The sequence below is a fragment of the Pantoea vagans genome (assembly GCF_004792415.1).
In the GTDB taxonomy this organism is placed as follows: Bacteria; Pseudomonadota; Gammaproteobacteria; order Enterobacterales; family Enterobacteriaceae; genus Pantoea; species Pantoea vagans.
The window spans coordinates 2,691,907-2,712,462 of record NZ_CP038853.1 but is presented as its reverse complement, the minus strand read 5'-3'; the positions used below and the strand labels follow the sequence as shown (position 1 = coordinate 2,712,462).

The window sequence follows — 20,556 nt, the reverse complement described above, 5'->3', positions numbered from 1 at the left end:
TCCGCGAGGAGCCTTTTTATCGGGTTTAGCCGTGATTACAGTGACTGTGTGAAGGTACGGGTAATCACATCCTGCTGCTGCTCTTTAGTCAGTGAGTTAAAGCGTACAGCGTAACCGGAAACGCGAATGGTCAGCTGCGGATACTTCTCCGGATGCTCCATCGCGTCCAGCAGCATTTCACGGTTCATAACGTTGACGTTAAGGTGCTGGCCGCCTTCGATGCTGGCTTCATGATGGAAGTAACCATCCATCAGACCGGCAAGGTTGGTTTTGCGCACGTTATCATCTTTACCCAGCGCGTTTGGCACGATTGAGAAGGTATAGGAGATACCATCTTTCGCGTAGGCAAACGGCAGTTTAGCGACAGAAGTCAGTGAAGCCACCGCACCTTTCTGGTCACGACCATGCATCGGGTTAGCACCAGGTCCAAACGGTGCGCCAGCGCGACGTCCATCCGGCGTGTTACCGGTTTTCTTACCATACACCACGTTCGAGGTGATGGTCAGAACAGACTGCGTCGGTACGGCATTACGATAGGTAGTCAGCTGCTGAATTTTCTTCATGAAGCGTTCAACCAGATCGCAGGCCAGGTCATCAACACGGGCGTCGTTGTTACCGAACTGAGGATATTCACCTTCGATATCGAAGTCGATCGCCAGACCATCTTCGTCACGAATCGGTTTCACTTTGGCGTATTTAATTGCAGAAAGTGAATCCGCAGCAACAGAGAGACCGGCGATACCACAGGCCATGGTGCGATAGACATCCCGGTCATGCAGAGCCATCAGTGCCGCTTCATAGCTGTACTTATCATGCATGTAGTGGATGATGTTCAGCGAAGTCACATACTGTTTTGCCAGCCAGTCCATGAAGTGATCCATACGCTCCATGACGGTGTCGAAATCCAGCACGTCGTCGCTGATTTTGTCGCCTTTCGGTCCGACCTGCATTTTCAGTTTTTCATCCACGCCGCCGTTGATTGCGTAAAGCAGCGTTTTCGCCAGGTTGGCACGTGCGCCAAAGAACTGCATTTGTTTGCCGACAATCATCGGGCTCACGCAGCAGGCGATGGCGTAGTCATCATTGTTGAAATCAGGACGCATCAGGTCATCGTTCTCATACTGCAAAGATGAGGTATCGATAGAGACTTTAGCGGCGTATTTTTTGAAATTAATGGGCAGTTTTTCTGACCACAGAATGGTCATGTTTGGCTCAGGTGAAGGACCCATGGTGTAGAGGGTATTCAGGAAGCGGAAGGTACTTTTTGATACCAGTGTGCGACCATCAACACCCATACCTGCCAGTGATTCGGTTGCCCAGATTGGGTCACCAGAGAACAGCTCATCATATTCCGGGGTGCGCAGGAAGCGAACCATGCGCAGTTTCATGACCAGATGGTCAATCAGTTCCTGAGCCTGTTCTTCCGTCAGCTTACCGGCTTTAAGGTCACGCTCAATGTAAACATCCAGGAAGGTTGAGACGCGGCCAAACGACATGGCAGCACCGTTTTGTGATTTAACGGCAGCCAGATAACCATAGTAAGTCCACTGCACAGCTTCCATTGCGTTGGTTGCCGGGCCGGAAATGTCATGACCATATTTTGCAGCCATCTCTTTAATCTGGGCCAGCGCATGATGCTGATCGGAGATCTCTTCACGCAGACGAATGGTCGCTTCGAGATTCACACCGTTCTCTAAATCTTCCTGCAGTGATGCGAACTGAGCGAATTTATCCGCCATCAGGAAATCGATGCCGTATAACGCCACACGACGATAGTCACCGATAATACGGCCACGGCCATAAGCATCAGGAAGACCGGTCAGAATACCTGATTTGCGGCAGCGCAGAATGTCCGGGGTATAAACATCGAATACACCCTGGTTGTGTGTTTTGCGGTATTCGGTGAAGATTTTTTTCAGAGAAGGGTCGAGTTCACGGCCATACACTTTGCATGAACCTTCGACCATTTTGATGCCGCCATAAGGAATGATAGCGCGTTTTAATGGCGCTTCAGTCTGCAGCCCAACAATTTTTTCCAGAGACTTATTAATGTAGCCCGCGTCGTGCGAGGTAATCGTGGAGGCGAGATCGGTGTCGAAGTCGACTGGCGCGTGGGTGCGGTTCTCAATTTTGATGCCTTCCAGCACGCTTTCCCACAGTTTGGTGGTCGCTTCAGTGGCGCCCGCCAGGAATGACTCATCACCTTCATAGGGGGTGTAGTTTTTCTGAATGAAGTCGCGCACATTGACGCTGTTCTGCCATTCGCCTTCAGCAAATCCTTCCCATGCTGAAGCCAGTTTTGCATTAAGTTCGGTCATAATATACCTGCCTTATATGAAGAGACTTTACGGTCGGGCACAGTCAACGTCCTGTGCCGTCAAAAATGCGTTTAATGTACCTGGTCACCTTTGCGGAGATAGATAACCCAGTAAGTCAGCCCAACCAGAACGCCACCGCCGATGATGTTACCGATCGTTACGGGAATCAGATTGTGGAGAATAAAGTTACTGACGGTCAGCGCGTGAAACTGTGCAGCCGTAGTGCCAGCAGCCTGCCAGAACTCAGGTGTTGCGAAGTCGCGGATAGTAATGGCATAGGGAATGAGAAACATGTTGGCGATGCTGTGTTCGAAACCGCTGGCGACAAACATCCCAACAGGCAGAATCATCACGACCAGCTTATCGGTCAGGCTGCGACCGGAATAGCTCATCCAGACGGCGAGGCAGACCAGCAGATTAGCTAATGTACCCAGACAGACTGCTTCTATGAAGGTGTGATGCATTTTGTGATCGGCGGTTTCCAGGACATTTAAGCCCCAGGCACCATTCGCAACCATATGCTGTCCGGCAAACCACATCAGGGCGACAAAGAAGAGTGCACCTGCCAGGTTACCGGCGTAGACATTAATCCAGTTGCGGGCCAGCTGACCCCAGCTGATGCGACCACTGGCTTTAGCCACGACGATTAATACCGTCGAGGTAAAAAGGTCGGCACCACACACCACGACCAGCATCAAACCGAGTGAGAAGCAGATACCGCCAATCAGTTTGGCTATGCCATAGGGCATCGCGCCGCTGCCGGTAGTCGCTGTAATATAAAAAACGAATGCGATTGAGATGAATACGCCAGCGTTTATTGCAAGAAAGAAGGTAGTAAAGGGATGTTTGGTTGCTTTATAAATACCGGCCTCTTCGGCCACTTTCGCCATTGCGGCTGGTAATAAAAGATTAAAAGGGTTGTCAGTTTTCACACTAACTTACTCCTGAAGTTGTCTGAAAAAATACTAACAAAGGAGTATAGGTCAGTAATTGATGTGGATCATGTTTGCCGAAATGGTCGCCATCATCTCGCATGGAAATGAAAAAATAATCGCGTAAATTATTGAAATTAGAGATTTAAATAAATTTTAAAAATACAAATATATTTTAATGGGATGTAGTTGCTCGCACTTTTAATTCAGTCTATGTTACGAATTAATATCTTATATGTTAAGTGAAATGATGCAATGTGGCGGAAGGTATTTTTATTACAGCTAATGTTTCATTGAGATAGAGGGAAATTATGGCACCAGATAAATCCAGTGCCATGTTGAGCTATCTGTTTCCAGCTTCAGGCATTATGCCTTACGCTTTTTTCCAGTAATGACGTTTAGCAGCCTGCAGTTTTTCGTAGGCAGCAAGCAGGGATTGATGGGCCGGGAATGCCTGCAACTCTTCATCCACAGCCTGAAGCCCGTTAAACGGATTCTCACCACTGATAGCAGCGGAAGCCGCTTCCATTGCGTTCTCACCATACATACGCAGGAAGGCGTGATGATACTGCAGCGGATCGCGCTCATCTTCCATTGCCAGCAACAGCAGGGTCTGCAGGCAACGATAGTAGTTAGCCCGCTCTGGCGTAAAGATTGAGCTGTTAAACTCCATTGTCCACTCGGTCCAGATTAATGCCTGATCCAGATCGCCGCCCGCCAGCGCCAGCATCGCTTTTAATTCGCCAATTCGCAGCGTGTACCAGCCGTTGTCTTTACCGGTTGCCAGGCCCAGCAGCTCGCGAACACGGGTGAAGTCGTCAAAACCTTCATCATCCAGCTGTCCAATCAGATCCAGATACTCTTCCGGATTCCAGTTGCTGTCAGGCAGGGCAAGCAGGGTTTCACGCATGCCTGCACCCATGCTGTTATTTGCCAGGAACAGATCTTCCGCCGGGTAGATATCAGACATGCCAGGTACGATGATGCGGCAGGCATAGACACCCAGGTGCTCGTAGTCAGCGATATACACTTCCTGATCTTCTGAAGCGAAGATCGCCATCAGCGTAGCAAATTCCTGCTCGGTGCTGCCCGCGAAAGACCAGTCGACAAAAGGATAATCTGCCGTCTCTTTAAACAGATCCCAGGAGATCAGACCGCTTGAATCGATGAAGTGTGTTTCAAGGTTGGCATGTTCAGCCACTTCTTCGTCATCAAAGGTCGGTGGTGTAAACACATCCAGATCTTTGAGGCTGCGACCCTGCAGCAACTCTGTAACGGTACGCTCCAGTGCCACACCGAAATCAGGGTGCGCACCAAAGGAAGCAAAACAGGTGCCGTTGGTCGGGTTAAACAGCACCACACAGATAACCGGATATTTGCCGCCCAGCGAGGCGTCATAGGCGAAAATCGGGAAGCCTTCCGCTTCAAGGCGCGCAATCGCCTCAATGACGTCAGGATAACGCTGCATCACCTCATCAGGAATCGCTGGCAGGCTGATTGATTCAGCAATAATGCGGTTTTTAATGTAGCGCTCAAACACTTCTGACAACCCCTGAACACGCGCTTCATTCGCGGTGTTGCCCGCCGACATGCCATTTGAGACATAGAGGTTGCCGATGATGTTCATCGGGATATAGACAGTTTGCTGATCGGACTGGCGGGTAAAGGGCATAGCGCATATACCACGCTCAGCATTGCCGGACTGCAAATCAATCAGGCCGGAAGCCGTCAGAGCATTGTCGGCATCGTAAAACGCATGCAGACGCGCATCCAGAATGCCTTCAGGTAAGGAATTATCCTCTGGTAACGCAAACCATTTTTCATTGGGATAGTGAACAAAATCACCGTTAGCGATCTTTTTCCCCAGCCAGAAATCAGCAAAAAAATAGTTAGTAGAGAGACGCTCAAAATACTCGCCCAGCGCAGAAGCCAGTGCCGCTTTTTTACTGGCGCCTTTACCATTGGTAAAGCAGAGCGGGCAATCGCGGTCGCGGATATGCACAGACCAGACATGGGGAACAGGATTAAGCCAGGAGGCTTCTTCAATATTAAAGCCAAGATCCTGCAGCTTGTTCTGGAAACGCGCGATGGAGTCTTCCAGTGCGGCATCTTTGCCCGGGATAAATGTTTGCGTCATAGTGCCGCTCTCTCTGTTGTCATAGGGTGCGTAAAGCGCGCCATGATACGGATTTTGCTAACTGACCGCTATCAGGGCGGGACATTTTTACCGGCTTAGTTTACCGGCATAGTTTTCATTGCCGCGGCACTCAGGCCAAATGCGGATTGGTGAGGCTGGATAGAGCCTCACAAAATTCCGTTCAGATTTGCATTGGTAACATAACCTCCGGCGAGCCGGATTCAGAAAATGTGACCGCACCCTGATTTATCATTGCAGCTATCAGAATGCAGTGATAAAACCGGATGGTTATTCATAACCGTTCGATATGACAGTGGTGAGGGGAAATGACGCAAGTTTATAATTTTAGCTCTGGCCCGGCGATGCTACCGGTTGAAGTCCTTCGTCGTGCAGAACAGGAGCTGACGAACTGGCGCGGTCTGGGTACCTCTGTAATGGAGATCAGTCACCGCAGTAAAGAGTTTATTCAGGTGGCTGAGGAAGCGGAGCAGGACTTCCGTGATCTGCTAAAAATACCGGCTAATTACAAAGTTTTATTCTGTCATGGCGGCGCGCGTGCGCAGTTCGCTGCTGTACCAGGTAATCTGCTCGGGCAAGCGACCAGCGCCGACTATGTCGATGGCGGCTACTGGGCGCACAGTGCAATTAAGGAAGCGGAAAAGTATTGCTCCCCACGCACGCTGGATGTGAAAACCACCCGCGATGGTAAACGTGCCATTCTGCCGATGAGCGAATGGCAGGTGAGCGAATCGTCTGCTTACCTGCATTTCTGCCCGAATGAAACTATCGATGGCATCGCCATTGATGAACAGCCCGATTTCGGCAGTAAAACGGTTGTCGCTGACTTCTCATCTACCATTCTTTCACGTCCGATCGATGTGAGCCGCTATGGCGTGATTTATGCAGGTGCGCAAAAAAATGTCGGTCCGGCCGGATTAACGCTGGTTGTCGTTCGCGAAGATCTGCTGGGTCAGGCGCACGCCTCTGTACCTTCAATTCTCGATTACAAAGTGCTGGCCGATAATGATTCGATGTTTAATACTCCGCCAACATTTGCGTGGTATCTCTCAGGCCTGGTGTTTAAATGGCTGAAAGAGAAGGGCGGTGTAGCCGAAATTGATCGTATCAATCAGGCAAAATCTGACCTGCTTTACGGCGTTATCGATCACAGTGGCTTCTACCGTAACGATGTGGCTAAAGAAAACCGCTCGCGTATGAATATTCCTTTCCAGCTGGCGGATGCGTCGCTCGATGCGCTGTTCCTGGAAGAGTCATTTAAGGCAGGATTGCATGCGCTTAAAGGCCACCGTGTAGTAGGCGGTATGCGTGCCTCTATTTATAATGCGATGCCGCTGGAAGGTGTGAAGGCGCTGACCGATTTCATGGTCGACTTTGAACGCCGTCACGGCTGATTACTAAGATATCAGCATTGATGCTGATGCCAGACCTCGCCATATAGCGAGGTCTCTGTATTTTTTGAGGATTTCGTTTCACATGCAGGACTCCCTGACTCTCCAACCGATCGCACGCGTCGATGGCACCGTAAATCTGCCCGGTTCGAAAAGCGTTTCCAATCGCGCACTGCTGCTGGCTGCGCTGGCTAAAGGTACAACCCGTCTCACCAACCTGCTCGACAGCGATGATGTGAAGCATATGCTGAATGCGCTGACCGCGCTGGGCGTAAACTATACGCTTTCCGGCGATCGCACCGTGTGTGAAGTGACGGGAAATGCCGGGCCGCTGCGCTCCTCTCAACCGCTGTCGCTGTTTCTGGGCAATGCTGGCACCGCAATGCGTCCTCTGGCCGCAGCACTTTGTCTGGGCGAACACGATATCGAACTGACGGGCGAACCCCGCATGAAAGAGCGTCCCATCGGCCATCTGGTTGACGCGCTTCGTCAGGGGGGAGCAACAATTGAGTACCTGGAAAATGAAAACTATCCGCCGCTTCGTTTACGCGGAGGTTTCACCGGGGGTGACGTCAGCGTGGATGGCAGCGTCTCCAGTCAGTTCCTGACGGCACTGCTGATGACCGCGCCGCTGGCGCAGCAGGATACCTGCATTACCATCAAAGGCGATTTGGTTTCCAAACCTTATATCGATATCACTCTGAATCTGATGCAGTGCTTTGGCGTCGAGGTTGAGAATCAGAACTATCAGCGCTTCCTGATCAAGGGACAGCAACAGTATCAGTCACCGGGCGATTACCTGGTTGAAGGCGATGCCTCTTCCGCCTCCTATTTCCTGGCTGCTGCTGCCATAAAAGGCGGGACGGTTCGCGTCACCGGTATTGGACGCCAGAGTGTGCAGGGCGACATCCGTTTCGCTGACGTGCTGGAAAGGATGGGCGCTGTGATTGAGTGGGGCGATGATTACATTGCCTGCACAGCCGGAAAACTGCAGGCTATCGATATGGATATGAATCATATCCCTGATGCTGCAATGACCATTGCGACCACCGCGCTGTTTGCAGAGGGCACTACCCAGTTACGTAATATTTATAACTGGCGGGTAAAAGAGACCGATCGACTGAGCGCAATGGCCACGGAATTACGTAAAGTAGGGGCGGAAGTCGAAGAAGGTCATGATTTCATCCGTATTACACCGCCAGCATCGCTGATTCATGCTGATATTGGCACCTACAATGACCACCGCATGGCGATGTGTTTTTCTCTGGTTGCACTTTCTGATACGCCGGTAACCATTCTTGATCCTGGCTGTACAGCGAAAACCTTCCCGGACTATTTTGTTCAGCTGGCTAAAATCAGTCAGCACGCCTGATATCGCCTTTCCGGTGCGGTTCCGCACCGGATCTCTCCCTGATTTAATCTGGCTGCAACCGCACCGATATCCTCTGAATTGACTAACATTTCGAACCCCGTCAGTGCGAAAGGGTAACCAAGCCTTGCTATGCAGCGTATAATGCTAAGCATTAAGGGTGGCCTGAAGGTCATAATGCACGCAGCAACAGGAGGGAATAATGACAGTAACTGCCCCGGTCATAACTATTGATGGGCCAAGTGGAGCGGGAAAGGGAACCCTGTGCAAAGCGATGGCAGAATCGCTGCAGTGGCATCTGCTGGATTCCGGTGCTATTTATCGCGTGCTGGCTTTAGCCGCATTGCATCATCAGGTGGACATTGAATCTGAAGAGGCGCTGGTGCCGATTGCTGCGCATCTTGATGTGCGCTTTTTGTCACAAAACGGTGAAATGCAGGTCATACTTGAAGGTGAAGATGTGACCGGCGAAATCCGCACTCAGGAGGTCAGCAATACCGCATCACGTGTCGCTGCGTTTCCACGGGTGCGCGAAGCGTTATTGCGCCGCCAGCGCGGTTTCCGCGAGATGCCGGGCTTGATCGCTGATGGCCGTGATATGGGCACCGTGGTTTTCCCGGATGCGCCAGTAAAGATTTTCCTTGATGCCAGCCCGGAAGAGCGTGCTCAGCGACGTATGCTACAGTTGCAGGGAAATGGCTTTAATGTTAACTTTGACCGCCTTTTAGCCGAGATAAAAGAACGCGACGACCGCGATCGTAACCGCGCAATTGCGCCTTTAGTGGCTGCTGCTGATGCACTGGTTCTGGACTCTACCGAGATGTCTATCGACCAGGTCATTGAAAAAGCGCTACACTATGCCCGCGAGAAGCTGGGCATTCCGGCTTAACTGAATTTATCACCCTGTACCACGGATCCGGTGCCGGGCATGTGAAACAACCCCATCCGACATGAAGTCAGATGGACGTTAAATTGAAGAATCCTGAAGATTATCAATATGACTGAATCTTTTGCTCAACTATTTGAAGAATCCTTAAAAACAATCGAAACCCGCCCGGGTTCTATCGTTCGTGGCATCGTCGTTTCTATCGACAAAGATGTCGTTCTGGTTGATGCGGGTCTGAAATCTGAATCTGCAATTCCTGCAGAGCAGTTCAAGAACGCAGCCGGCGAACTGGAAATCCAGGTTGGCGACGAAGTTGATGTTGCTCTGGATGCAGTGGAAGACGGCTTCGGTGAAACCCTGCTGTCCCGTGAGAAAGCTAAGCGCCATGAAGCATGGATCACGCTGGAGAAAGCTTACGAAGACGCTGAAACTGTTACCGGTGTTATCAACGGCAAAGTTAAAGGCGGCTTCACAGTTGAGCTCAACGGTATCCGTGCGTTCCTGCCAGGTTCACTGGTAGATGTGCGTCCGGTGCGCGATACGCTGCATCTGGAAGGCAAAGAGCTTGAGTTCAAAGTCATCAAGCTGGATCAGAAACGCAACAACGTCGTGGTTTCACGTCGTGCGGTTATCGAATCCGAAAACAGCGCAGAGCGCGATCAGCTGCTGGAAAACCTGCAGGAAGGCATGGAAGTTAAAGGTATCGTTAAGAACCTCACTGACTACGGTGCATTCGTTGATCTGGGCGGCGTTGATGGCCTGCTGCACATCACTGATATGGCATGGAAACGCGTTAAGCATCCAAGCGAAATCGTTAACGTTGGCGACGAAATCACCGTTAAGGTGCTGAAGTTCGACCGCGAGCGTACCCGTGTTTCTCTGGGTCTGAAGCAGCTGGGCGAAGATCCATGGGTTGCTATCGCTAAACGCTATCCGGAAGGCACCCGCCTGACCGGTCGTGTTACCAACCTGACTGATTACGGCTGCTTCGTGGAAATCGAAGAAGGCGTTGAAGGTCTGGTACACGTGTCTGAAATGGACTGGACCAACAAAAACATCCATCCGTCTAAAGTTGTTAACGTAGGCGATGTTGTTGAAGTTATGGTTCTGGACATTGACGAAGAGCGTCGTCGTATCTCCCTGGGTCTGAAGCAGTGTAAATCTAACCCATGGCAGTTGTTCGCTGAGACGCACAACAAAGGCGATCGTGTTGAAGGTAAAATCAAGTCAATCACTGACTTCGGTATCTTCATCGGCCTGGACGGCGGCATCGACGGTCTGGTTCACCTGTCTGACATCTCCTGGAACGCGACTGGCGAAGAAGCCGTTCGTGAGTACAAAAAAGGCGACGAAATCGCTGCCGTTGTACTGCAGGTTGATGCAGAGCGCGAGCGTATCTCTCTGGGCGTTAAACAGCTGGCAGAAGATCCGTTCAACAACTACATCACTCTGAACAAGAAAGGTGCCATCGTCACCGGTAAAGTGACTGCAGTTGATGCTAAAGGTGCTACAGTTGAATTAGCAGACGGCGTTGAGGGTTACCTGCGCGCTTCTGAAGCTTCACTGGACCGCATTGAAGATGCAACTCTGGTTCTGAACGTTGGCGACGACGTTGAAGCTAAGTTCACCGGCGTTGATCGTAAAAACCGTGTCGTAAGCCTGTCTGTCCGTGCGAAAGACCAGGCTGATGAGAAAGAAGCTATCAATACTGTTAACACCAAACAGGAAGAAGGCAATTTCTCTAGCGCTATGGCTGAAGCGTTCAAAGCGGCTAAAGGCGAGTAATTGACCTGAAGCACCGGGTGGGCAACCACCCGGTTTCGGTAAAAGCTGTCATACATTCCCACAGGGATAAACCGGAGGTTACATGACCAAGTCAGAACTGATCGAAAGACTGGCGGGACAGCATACTCATATACCGGCGAAAGTCGTTGAGGATGCAGTAAAAGAGATGCTTGAGCACATGGCCACTACGCTGGCACAGGGCGAACGCATCGAAATCCGGGGATTCGGCAGCTTTTCTTTGCACTATCGCGCTCCGCGTACTGGACGTAACCCGAAAACGGGTGACAAAGTGGATCTGGAAGGTAAATACGTTCCCCACTTTAAGCCAGGCAAAGAGCTGCGCGATCGCGCAAATATCTACGGCTAAGCTGATACCGAACCAGATAAACGACATCTCCGGATGTCGTTTTTTTTTGCCTGTTATTCAGATTCAGATCTGACATCCGGAATGCTGTACCCAACACTGCAATCCGTTATTCTTTTTGCGAGACCGCCCGCGCCTGACTGATCCTCTCCTGTAACTTTCACCGCATTTGCCCAGAATAATCGTACTGAAATAATGGACACGATTATGCTGACATGGACCGTTCTGGCGCGACTGGCGATCGTTGCAACGTTACCGCTACTGCTGATGGCCCGACTGCCTTCCGGTGAGGCGATAGTGGTCCTGCTCTTTGTGGGCGTGGCTCTGCAACATTGTCCTTATCAGCCCGCTCGTCTGACGGGTATCACTCTGTTGTTTCTGGCATGGGCCTGTCACGATGCCCGCGTGATGGTGCAGGATATTGAACGTCTCTCCGCACGGCCCGCCACCTTCACCCTTCAGATTAATGAACTGCGGCAAGAGCGAAAACAAATCCGGGTTCGTCTGCTGGAAGAGGAGGGCAGGATGATATTTCCGCCTCGCTTTGCCTGGCTTTATTTAGATGCTGATCCAACTATTTACTGTCCTGGACAACGCTGGACGATGCAGCTGCGCTTACGACCGGTTCATGCCCGCCTGAATGAAGGCGACTTCGATGCCCAGCGTTTTGCACTCGCGAATAATACGCCGCTCCAGGGGCGGATCCTTAAACAGGATGCTGTCAGCGATCGCTGTGATGGCCGCTGGCGATTTATTGTATGGCACCGTGACAGAACCCGCGAAATGCCTTTTCGAGGCACGCTGGAGGCACTGACATTTGGCATCAGAGATGAGATGAGCCAGCAGACACGTCAGCTACTGCGTGATACCGGCACGGCGCACCTGATGGCGATATCGGGCATGCATATTGCCCTGGCCGCCAGCACCGGCTGGATGATGGCGCGTGGGGTACAATTTATCCTGCCAGCCCGCTTTATCGGCTATCTTTTTCCCCTCATCGTGAGCTGGCTATTTGCTGCAGTATATACGTGGCTCTCCGGGGCTCAGCCGCCCGCAGCCCGTTCGCTGCTCGCCCTGACGCTATGGGCAATAACACGGTTTGCGGGTGTTCAGCTGAACAGCTGGCAGATCTGGACGTTCTGTATTGCGTTGCTGCTGGTAACGGATCCGCTGACGGTGCTCTCTGACAGCTTCTGGCTTTCGGTACTGGCTGTCGGCATGCTGCTGGTCTGGTATCACTGGTTCCCGCTGCCTGCGCGGTTCCGTCATCAACGGCGCTGGATTCCGTTACAACTGCTGCACTTGCAGGCGGGCATGATGATTTTGATGGTGCCGTTACAGGTGGCGATATTCAACGGGATCAGCCTGACCGCACTGGTGGCCAATGTTGTCGCAATCCCGGTCGTCTCATTTATTACCATGCCCCTTGTAACACTTGCCATGCTGCTGCCGGTAGCGCATTTATCTGCCTTCTTTTGGGGTGCGGCCGATCTCTCTTTACGCGCACTGTTTTATTGCCTGACGTTGCTGCCGCCGGGCTGGTGGCCGCTAAGTGGCACAGCCTGGTTTACGGTCATGGTATGGGGTGGCCTGATTCTCTGGCGTGCACAGTTCTTCTTCTCTCTGCCATTAAGCAGCTGCGCGCTAGCGCTGACGATGATACTGAGTCGACAGCCAGAACCGGAGCAGGGCTGGCGCATCGATATGCTGGATATCGGACACGGTCTGAGCATAGTGCTCACTCAGGGTAACGAAGCGGTGATGTATGACACAGGGCCACGCTGGCAGAACGATAATGCGGGGAGCCGGGTGATTATTCCCTGGCTGGAGCACAGACAGTTACGTTTAAAACAGGTCATCCTCAGTCATAACCATCTGGATCACACTGGTGGGCTGCAGGCGATTACGCAACGCTGGCCCGCGGTTGAAGTGAGAAGCGCACTGGCGGATAAAACGCACTTACCCTGTGTACGTGGTACGCAGTGGCGCTGGCGACAGCTCCATTTCCGGGTTGTCTGGCCGCTGACGAACCCTTTAGCCGGTGGGAACAACGACTCCTGTGTCATCATTGTCAATGACGGTCAGGTCCGGCTACTGTTAACCGGTGATATTGAAGCTAAAGCGGAACGTCAGCTGGTGGCGCTGGAGAAGCAGGGGCTGAAGGCCGATATCCTGCAGGTACCGCACCACGGAAGCCGTACTTCGTCGACCTCCCTGCTGCTGCGTAAAACAGAAGGACACACCGCGATTGCCTCTCTGGCACGCTACAATGCATGGCGCATGCCCGCGAAAAATGTGCTGGAAAATTACCGAACGGCTGGATTTCAGTGGCTGGACACGGGCCAGTCAGGACAAATCAGTATCAGGATAGAGCAGGGCAGAGTGCAGGTTTTCACCCTGCGGGAACAATTAATGCCCCGTTGGTATCATCAGTGGTTTGGCGTCAAACGCGAATCCAGGTAGAATGGCCGGCTATTTCCAACAGCGTGAATAAATAATGCATCAAGATAAAGATCTCTCTACGTGGCAGACGTTTCGCCGACTCTGGCCGATGATCGCGCCTAACAAAGCGGGATTAATCGTGGCCTCTGTCGCCCTGATTATTAATGCTGCGGGCGACGCCTTAATGCTCTCCCTGTTGAAACCGTTACTGGATGATGGCTTTGGTAAAGCTGACAGGTCAGTAATGCTTTGGATGCCATTAGTCGTTATTGGCCTGATGCTGGTTCGCGGAGTCACCAGTTATATCTCCAGCTACTGCATCTCCTGGGTCTCTGGCAATGTGGTGATGAATATCCGTCGTCGCCTGTTCAGCCATATGATGGGCATGCCGGTTTCATTTTTTGACCAGCAGTCAACCGGTACCCTGCTGTCGCGCATTACCTATGATTCGGAGCAGGTTGCCTCTTCATCTTCGGGCGCACTGGTCACTGTCGTGCGTGAAGGTGCCTCTATTATTGGCCTGTTCATCATGATGTTCTACTACAGCTGGCAGCTGTCGTTAATCCTGATTGTCCTGGCACCTGTCGTCTCATTTGCAATCCGTACCGTATCCAAGCGCTTCCGCTCGATCAGCAAAAGTATGCAGAACACCATGGGGCAGGTGACAACCAGCGCCGAGCAGATGCTGAAGGGGCACAAAGAAGTGCTGATCTTTGGCGGTCAGGAAATTGAGTCGGAGCGTTTTTCCCGCGTCAGTAACCGTATGCGCCAGCAGGGTATGAAACTGGTCTCTGCTTCTTCCATTTCAGACCCGATTATTCAGCTGATCGCGTCGCTGGCACTGGCTTTTGTCCTTTATGCTGCCAGCTTCCCCAGCGTCATGGATACGCTGACAGCCGGTACGATCACCGTTGTCTTCTCCTCGATGATTGCCCTGATGCGTCCGCTTAAGTCTCTGACCAACGTCAATGCCCAGTTCCAGCGTGGCATGGCGGCCTGTCAGACGCTGTTCTCTATTCTGGATAGCGAGCAGGAAGTGGACAACGGCACGCGCCAGATCACCCGTGCTAAAGGGGATATCGAATTCCGTGATGTAACCTTTACCTATCCAGGTCGTGAAATTCCGGCACTGCGTAATATCAATCTGTCGCTGCCGGCAGGAAAAACGGTGGCGCTGGTGGGCCGTTCCGGTTCAGGTAAGTCTACGATGGCGAGCCTGCTGACCCGCTTTTATGACATTCAGCAGGGCCAAATCCTGCTGGATGGTCATGATCTGCGTGAGTACAGCCTGCGTGCGCTGCGTAATCAGGTGGCGCTGGTGTCGCAGAATGTGCATCTCTTCAACGACACCATTGCTAATAACATCGCGTATGCCCGAAGTGAGCAATATAGCCGTGAAGAGATTGAGCAGGCGGCCACCATGGCGCATGCCATGGACTTTATCAATAAAATGGATAAAGGCCTGGATACGGTGATTGGCGAGAATGGCGTGCTGTTATCTGGCGGTCAGCGTCAGCGTATCGCCATTGCCCGTGCGTTGCTGCGTGATTGTCCGATTCTGATCCTGGATGAAGCGACTTCTGCGCTGGATACCGAGTCAGAACGCGCCATTCAGTCTGCACTGGATGAGTTGCAGAAGAACCGTACCTCGCTGGTGATTGCGCACCGTCTCTCTACCATTGAGAAAGCCGATGAAATCGTAGTGATCGAAGATGGTCAGATTGTTGAACGCGGAACGCATCAGGTGCTGTTAGCAGAACGTGGCGCCTATGCACAGCTGCATAAGATGCAATTCGGCCAATGATTGAACGTATCTGGAGTGGTCGCTCCCCGTTATGGATTCTGTTATGGCCATTCAGCCTGCTGTATGGTGCGATCACGGCCCTGATACGTTTCAGTTACAGGCGCGGCTGGCGTAAAAGCTGGCGTGCGCCTCTGCCGGTCGTGGTGGTGGGTAATCTCACTGCTGGTGGCAATGGAAAGACGCCGGTCGTGATCTGGCTGGTCGAGGCGCTGCAGCAGCGTGGCCTGCGCGCTGGCGTCGTCTCCAGAGGATATGGCGGCAAGGCGGACCACTATCCCTTGCTGGTCACGGCGCAGACCCCCACGCAACAGGCCGGTGATGAACCAGTACTGATCGCCCAGCGCACCGGAGCGCCGGTCGCGGTTGCGCCCAAACGGCGACAGGCGATTGAGGCGTTACTGAAGCAGGGGCCGCTGGATGTGATTATCACTGACGACGGCCTGCAACATTATGCGCTGCAGCGCGATCGCGAGATCGTGGTGGTTGATGGCGTTCGTCGCTTTGGCAATGGCTGGTGGTTGCCTGCCGGTCCGATGCGTGAACGTGCCGATCGTCTCCACCAGGTCGATGCCGTCATCATTAATGGCGGTGAGGTCCTGGGTGACGAGATTGCAATGCAACTTCAGCCCGGACTCGCCACCAATCTGCTGACCGGGGAAACCCGCGCACCTGAGCAACTGGGTGCCGTGGTCGCCATGGCCGGTATTGGTCATCCTCCGCGTTTTTTCACCACGCTGAAACAGCAGGGCATAACGCCAGTCGCAGAGATCGCCTTTGCTGACCATCATGCCTACAGTGAGGATGAGCTGACACGATTATTACAGCCGGGTCAGCAGCTACTGATGACTGAAAAGGACGCAGTGAAATGCCGTCACTTTGCGCAGCCTGACTGGTGGTATCTGCCGGTTGATGCCCATTTATCCGGTAACGCCGTAACGCCGTTACTGGACGACATTGAACAACGCTGCCGTCGCCCGCTCTGATACCTGCACCCATTCAGGTGAAGCCTGATAAGGAAGAGGATGAACACCCCGCATTCACTTTCGTTACAGCAAGCACGTCACCTTCATCTCGCCGCGCAGGGCCTGCTGCGCCCTCCGGCAAAACGCGCTGTTTATCAGGATCTGATCAGCTGCATTTCTCGTATGTCGCTGCTGCAAATCGACACCATCCATGTGGTGGCCCGCAGTCCTTATCTGGTGCTGTTCAGTCGCCTGGGAAACTATCCTCAGGCATGGCTGGAACAGGCGCTGGCCCAGGGCGATCTCTTTGAATACTGGGCGCACGAAGCCTGCTTTATTCCCCGCGCCGATTACAGACTGCTTCGTCATCGCATGCTGTCGCCTGAGCGCCTTGGCTGGAAATACAACGCGCAGTGGGTCGCTGAACACCAGCAGGCGATTACCGAATTACTGCAGCTGATTCAGGAAAACGGTCCGGTGCGCGCCGCCGATTTCACCCATCCCGGTAATCCGAAATCAGGCTGGTGGGACTGGAAACCACACAAGCGACACCTGGAAAATCTCTTCAGTGCCGGTGAGCTGATGGTCACAGAACGCCGTAACTTTCAGCGCGTCTACGATTTGCGAAGCCGTGTCATGCCCGACTGGCAGGATGCGGTGCATGGCATCAGCGAAGCCGAGGCCACCCGACAGATGCTGATGAACAGCGCCCGTAGCTTAGGGATTTTCCGCGCGGCCTGGCTGCCGGACTACTATCGCCTTAAACGGGCACCCCTGAACGACTTTATCTCTGATGCCCAGGCTACGGGCGAGCTGGTCGCCGTCAATACAGAGGGACTGGGTGAGATGTGGCTGCATCGTGACTACTTACCGTGGCTGGAGACGCCGCTGCAGGCAACGCACAGCGCGCTGCTGTCACCTTTTGATCCGGTGGTCTGGGATCGCAAACGTGCGCTGGAGCTGTTCAGCTTTGACTATCGTATCGAGTGTTACACCCCGGAGGAGAAGCGCAAGTTTGGCTATTTCGTTTTGCCCATCCTTCATCGTGGGCAGATAAAAGGGCGGCTCGATGCCCGTATGCTGCGTCAGGCCAAACAGCTGGAGATTAAAAAACTCTGGCTGGAAGAGACGACCCGCGTCACGGCGCGCTTTGTGGTGGATATCCGGCGTGCGATTGAATGCTTCGCGGCCTGGCAGGGGGCAGAAAGCGTCGCTATTCTGCAGGTACCTGATGCACTCAAAGACCACTGGCCAGCCCGGTGGCAGCTGAATTAATCAATTTTGCGGCAGCCGCTGCGGTAAGGCGTTTTACCCCATCCCGCCTGCGCCGCGCTATGGTATGCTTGGTGCCTTAAGCATTCGGTTCCTGATGGAGGACATATGGATCATCGTTTACTCGAAATCGTTGCCTGCCCGGTGTGCAATGGCAAACTTTACTTCAACAATGCGCAGCAGGAGCTGATCTGCAAGCCTGATGGCCTGGCCTTCCCGGTTCGGGATGGTATTCCGGTGCTGCTGGAAACTGAAGCCCGCACGCTGTCAGTGGAAGAGATTCATCCATGAGTTTCACTGCCATCATTCCTGCTCGCTATGCGTCAACCCGGTTACCCGGCAAGCCGCTGCTCGATATTCACGGTAAACCGATGGTCGTGCATGTGATGGAGCGCGCCCGTGAATCGGGTGCCAGCCGGGTCATTGTTGCCACCGACCATCCCGATGTGGCTCTGGCAGTGGAAGCGGCAGGCGGTGAAGTCTGCATGACGCGCGCCGATCACCAGTCCGGCACGGAGCGGCTGGCGGAAGTGATCGAAAAATATCAGTTTGCTGATGACGAAATCATCGTCAACGTGCAGGGTGATGAGCCGATGATCCCGGCAGAGATTGTGCGTCAGGTGGCGACCAATCTGGCGGGCTCAGCGGCCGGGATGGCAACGCTGGCGGTGCCAATCACCGATGTGGAAGAAGCCTTCAATCCGAACGCGGTGAAGGTGGTCATGGATGCGAATGGCTATGCGCTCTATTTCTCACGGGCCACCATTCCCTGGGATCGTGAACGCTATGCTGCCTCACGCGAACAGATTGGCGATACGCTTTTGCGACACATTGGCATCTATGCCTACCGGGCTGGTTTTATTCGCCGCTATGTTGCCTGGGCGCCTTGTCCTCTTGAACAGATTGAGCTGCTCGAGCAACTGCGTGTCTTATGGTACGGCGAAAAAATTCATGTCGCCGTAGCAAAAACCATTCCCAGCGTGGGCGTGGATACGCCAGACGATTTGCAACGCGTCCGCGCTGCCATGCAGGCCTGATACACGGGGAGTCAGTCTCCCCGTTTCAGCGCAACGTTATTGATCCGCCGCTAAACTTATCTCCATTACTTCCTTCAGGATATTGTGATACTCATCTGAGGAGGATGCCGCATGGAACAGCTTAAATCGGAACTCACGCTGGCGCTGGGTGAAACCATCAGCCGCCTCGAATTAATCAGTGAACATCCGCCCACCCGACTCTATGCCCTGTACGATCGGCAGGGGCACCCCATGCCGATGGTGGCAAAATATTTTCGTCATCAGGGGCGGGCAGCGCTGGAAGCCAGAAAGCTGGCATTACTGGGGCAGGCCGGATTGATTCCGGTGCCAGCCGTCTATGGTCTGGTGCTGAGCCAGCAGCCTCCGGTACATGAAATGCTTCTGATGGCGCGACTGAATGGCGTGACGGCGGAGGCGCCTGCGCGGGATGCTCAGCGCTGGCAACAGTTTTGCGAACAGGCAGTCGAGGGGCTGCTGGCCTGGCACCGGCTCGACAGCCACGGCCTGGTCGGAACGGTAGACAGCACGCAGCAGAATCACTGGCCGGCCTGGTATGCACAACGGGTTGAAGTATTGTGGTCGACCCTGAGCTATCTGCGCCCACCCGCCTTCACGCTGGAAGATCGCCAGATTCTGTTCCGCTGCCGGTCGCGTCTGGCGCATCTTTTTCGCGAATTCGATGACCCCTGTGTGATGGTTCACGGCAACGTGCGGCTGCAGAGCATGCTGAAAAACAGCCGCAGCGACCAGTTAGTCGCGATGACACAGCCGGGCACGATTCTCTGGGCGCCCCGTGAATACGACCTGATCCATCTGGATACCTCACCCGCCGAGACAGCGCTGCTGCACGACTACCTGCAACGGGCACCCGTCTCTGAGGGCTTTGTCTGGCGCCGATGGGTTTATCAGCTGTGGGACTGCATCGAGCATCTTGTGCAGACCGGCACGTTTAATCGTCCTCGTTTTGACCATGCCTGCACGCAACTACTTCCCTGGCTCGGCTGAGTCGGGTTCCTCACCTTTAAGTCGCTGCAGTAACGTGCCCAGCGTCTCATACACAGCCCGTTCGCTGTGGCTCAGCCAGATCGATGATGGTAGCGCCCGTTCCCAGCCATTCAGCGGTGAGGTAATCGCCAGCTGATTAGCAGGCGCAGCAATCGGCTTCAGACCGACCGCGTGGAAAAAGCGTATCGCCCGCGGCATATGATTCGCTGAGGTGACCAGCAGCATCGGGCGATCGCCGACTACCGTTTTGACCGCCTGCGCTTCATCCGCGGTATCACGAGGCTGGTCCAGAATCTGAATATGTTCGCGCGGCACGCCCAGACTTTCTGCCACCTGAGCGGCTACCCAGGCGCTGCTCTTCGGATTGGTGCCACCGGCAGCACCGGTAAAAATCAGGGTCGACTGTGGATTGCGTTGCCATTGACGAATACCTTCTGCCACGCGTGGCAGACTGTTATTCAGCAGGTTCGAGCTGGGTGCCCAGGCCGGATTGAAGGTATAGCCTCCGCCCAGCACCACAATGTAGTCCACCTTCTCTGCGCCGTTCCAGGTCGGATAACGGATATCCAGCGGCAAAAGCAGCCGATCGGCCAGCGGTTGCAGGCTCAGCAGCAGCAGTAACAGCCAGCTGACGGAGATCACGGTTTTGCCGCTTTTTTGCCAGTCAGTAAACCAAAGCAGTAAAATGCCCAGCGCCATCAGCAAAAGCAGAAACGGCAAGGGTAAAAGCAGCCCGCCAATCACTTTTTTCAGGGTAAATAACATCGAAAACGCGTCCTGTTGTCCGAAAATAGAGCACCCGGAAGGGAAGATGGGGATGAAAGGTTCATTCTT

Annotated in this window: 16 protein-coding genes; 12 read left to right on the top strand and 4 right to left on the bottom strand. The window is 53.4% G+C overall.

Annotation, left to right across the window (positions count from 1 at the left end; translation table 11 throughout):
- Window positions 1-35: 35 nt before the first annotated feature.
- The 3 genes from pflB to ycaO all read right to left on the bottom strand — a co-directional run bounded on the left by pflB (window position 36) and on the right by ycaO (window position 5,387).
- The gene (gene pflB / locus EGO56_RS12815; RefSeq protein ID WP_013357310.1) at window positions 36-2,318 is read right to left on the bottom strand and encodes a formate C-acetyltransferase; all 2,283 of its coding nucleotides are present in this window, start codon (window positions 2,316-2,318) and stop codon (window positions 36-38) included.
- 71 nt (window positions 2,319-2,389) lie between these two features.
- On the bottom strand, window positions 2,390-3,250 hold the full coding sequence (gene focA / locus EGO56_RS12810; protein WP_135909521.1) for a formate transporter FocA: 861 nt from the start codon (window positions 3,248-3,250) through the stop codon (window positions 2,390-2,392).
- A 373-nt stretch (window positions 3,251-3,623) separates the two neighbouring features.
- The gene (gene ycaO, locus EGO56_RS12805) at window positions 3,624-5,387 is read right to left on the bottom strand and encodes a 30S ribosomal protein S12 methylthiotransferase accessory factor YcaO (protein ID WP_135909519.1); all 1,764 of its coding nucleotides are present in this window, start codon (window positions 5,385-5,387) and stop codon (window positions 3,624-3,626) included.
- A 326-nt stretch (window positions 5,388-5,713) separates the two neighbouring features.
- Between ycaO and serC the strand changes: the two genes are divergently transcribed.
- From serC to EGO56_RS12745, 12 genes are all read left to right on the top strand, one after another.
- Window positions 5,714-6,799, top strand: coding sequence for a 3-phosphoserine/phosphohydroxythreonine transaminase (gene serC, locus EGO56_RS12800; RefSeq protein WP_013357313.1), 1,086 nt, complete (start codon window positions 5,714-5,716; stop codon window positions 6,797-6,799).
- 82 nt (window positions 6,800-6,881) lie between these two features.
- A complete protein-coding gene (gene aroA / locus EGO56_RS12795; RefSeq protein WP_135909517.1) occupies window positions 6,882-8,168 on the top strand; it encodes a 3-phosphoshikimate 1-carboxyvinyltransferase in 1,287 nt (428 codons plus the stop codon).
- Window positions 8,169-8,367: 199 nt separating this feature from the next.
- On the top strand, window positions 8,368-9,054 hold the full coding sequence (cmk, locus tag EGO56_RS12790) for a (d)CMP kinase (RefSeq protein WP_013357315.1): 687 nt from the start codon (window positions 8,368-8,370) through the stop codon (window positions 9,052-9,054).
- 108 nt (window positions 9,055-9,162) lie between these two features.
- On the top strand, window positions 9,163-10,836 hold the full coding sequence (rpsA, locus tag EGO56_RS12785; RefSeq protein WP_003849352.1) for a 30S ribosomal protein S1: 1,674 nt from the start codon (window positions 9,163-9,165) through the stop codon (window positions 10,834-10,836).
- Between the two features lie 82 nt (window positions 10,837-10,918).
- Entirely contained in the window at window positions 10,919-11,203 is a 285-nt protein-coding gene (gene ihfB, locus EGO56_RS12780) for an integration host factor subunit beta (protein WP_003849360.1), read from the top strand.
- Window positions 11,204-11,407: 204 nt separating this feature from the next.
- Window positions 11,408-13,663, top strand: coding sequence for a DNA internalization-related competence protein ComEC/Rec2 (locus tag EGO56_RS12775; protein WP_167493436.1), 2,256 nt, complete (start codon window positions 11,408-11,410; stop codon window positions 13,661-13,663).
- A 34-nt stretch (window positions 13,664-13,697) separates the two neighbouring features.
- Window positions 13,698-15,446 (top strand): lipid A ABC transporter ATP-binding protein/permease MsbA, encoded by a 1,749-nt coding sequence (msbA, locus tag EGO56_RS12770; RefSeq protein WP_135909513.1) that lies wholly within the window; start codon window positions 13,698-13,700, stop codon window positions 15,444-15,446.
- On the top strand, window positions 15,443-16,429 hold the full coding sequence (lpxK, locus tag EGO56_RS12765) for a tetraacyldisaccharide 4'-kinase (protein WP_135909511.1): 987 nt from the start codon (window positions 15,443-15,445) through the stop codon (window positions 16,427-16,429). The genes msbA and lpxK overlap by 4 nt, the downstream gene beginning before the upstream one ends.
- 39 nt (window positions 16,430-16,468) lie before the next feature.
- Window positions 16,469-17,683 carry a winged helix-turn-helix domain-containing protein gene (locus tag EGO56_RS12760; RefSeq protein WP_135909509.1) on the top strand — a complete coding sequence of 405 codons (1,215 nt, stop codon included), beginning with the start codon at window positions 16,469-16,471 and terminating at the stop codon, window positions 17,681-17,683.
- 105 nt (window positions 17,684-17,788) lie between these two features.
- Window positions 17,789-17,971: a Trm112 family protein gene (locus EGO56_RS12755; protein ID WP_003849374.1), complete on the top strand. Its 183-nt coding sequence runs from the start codon at window positions 17,789-17,791 to the stop codon at window positions 17,969-17,971.
- A complete protein-coding gene (gene kdsB / locus EGO56_RS12750; protein ID WP_135909507.1) occupies window positions 17,968-18,717 on the top strand; it encodes a 3-deoxy-manno-octulosonate cytidylyltransferase in 750 nt (249 codons plus the stop codon). The genes EGO56_RS12755 and kdsB overlap by 4 nt, the downstream gene beginning before the upstream one ends.
- Before the next feature lie 111 nt (window positions 18,718-18,828).
- Window positions 18,829-19,722: a phosphotransferase gene (locus EGO56_RS12745; protein ID WP_135909505.1), complete on the top strand. Its 894-nt coding sequence runs from the start codon at window positions 18,829-18,831 to the stop codon at window positions 19,720-19,722.
- Here EGO56_RS12745 and elyC read toward each other — a convergent pair.
- Complete coding sequence (gene elyC / locus EGO56_RS12740) at window positions 19,702-20,487, bottom strand: envelope biogenesis factor ElyC (RefSeq protein WP_135909503.1); 786 nt, start codon at window positions 20,485-20,487, stop codon at window positions 19,702-19,704. The two genes, EGO56_RS12745 and elyC, sit on opposite strands and share 21 nt — an antisense overlap.
- Window positions 20,488-20,556 lie beyond the last annotated feature (69 nt).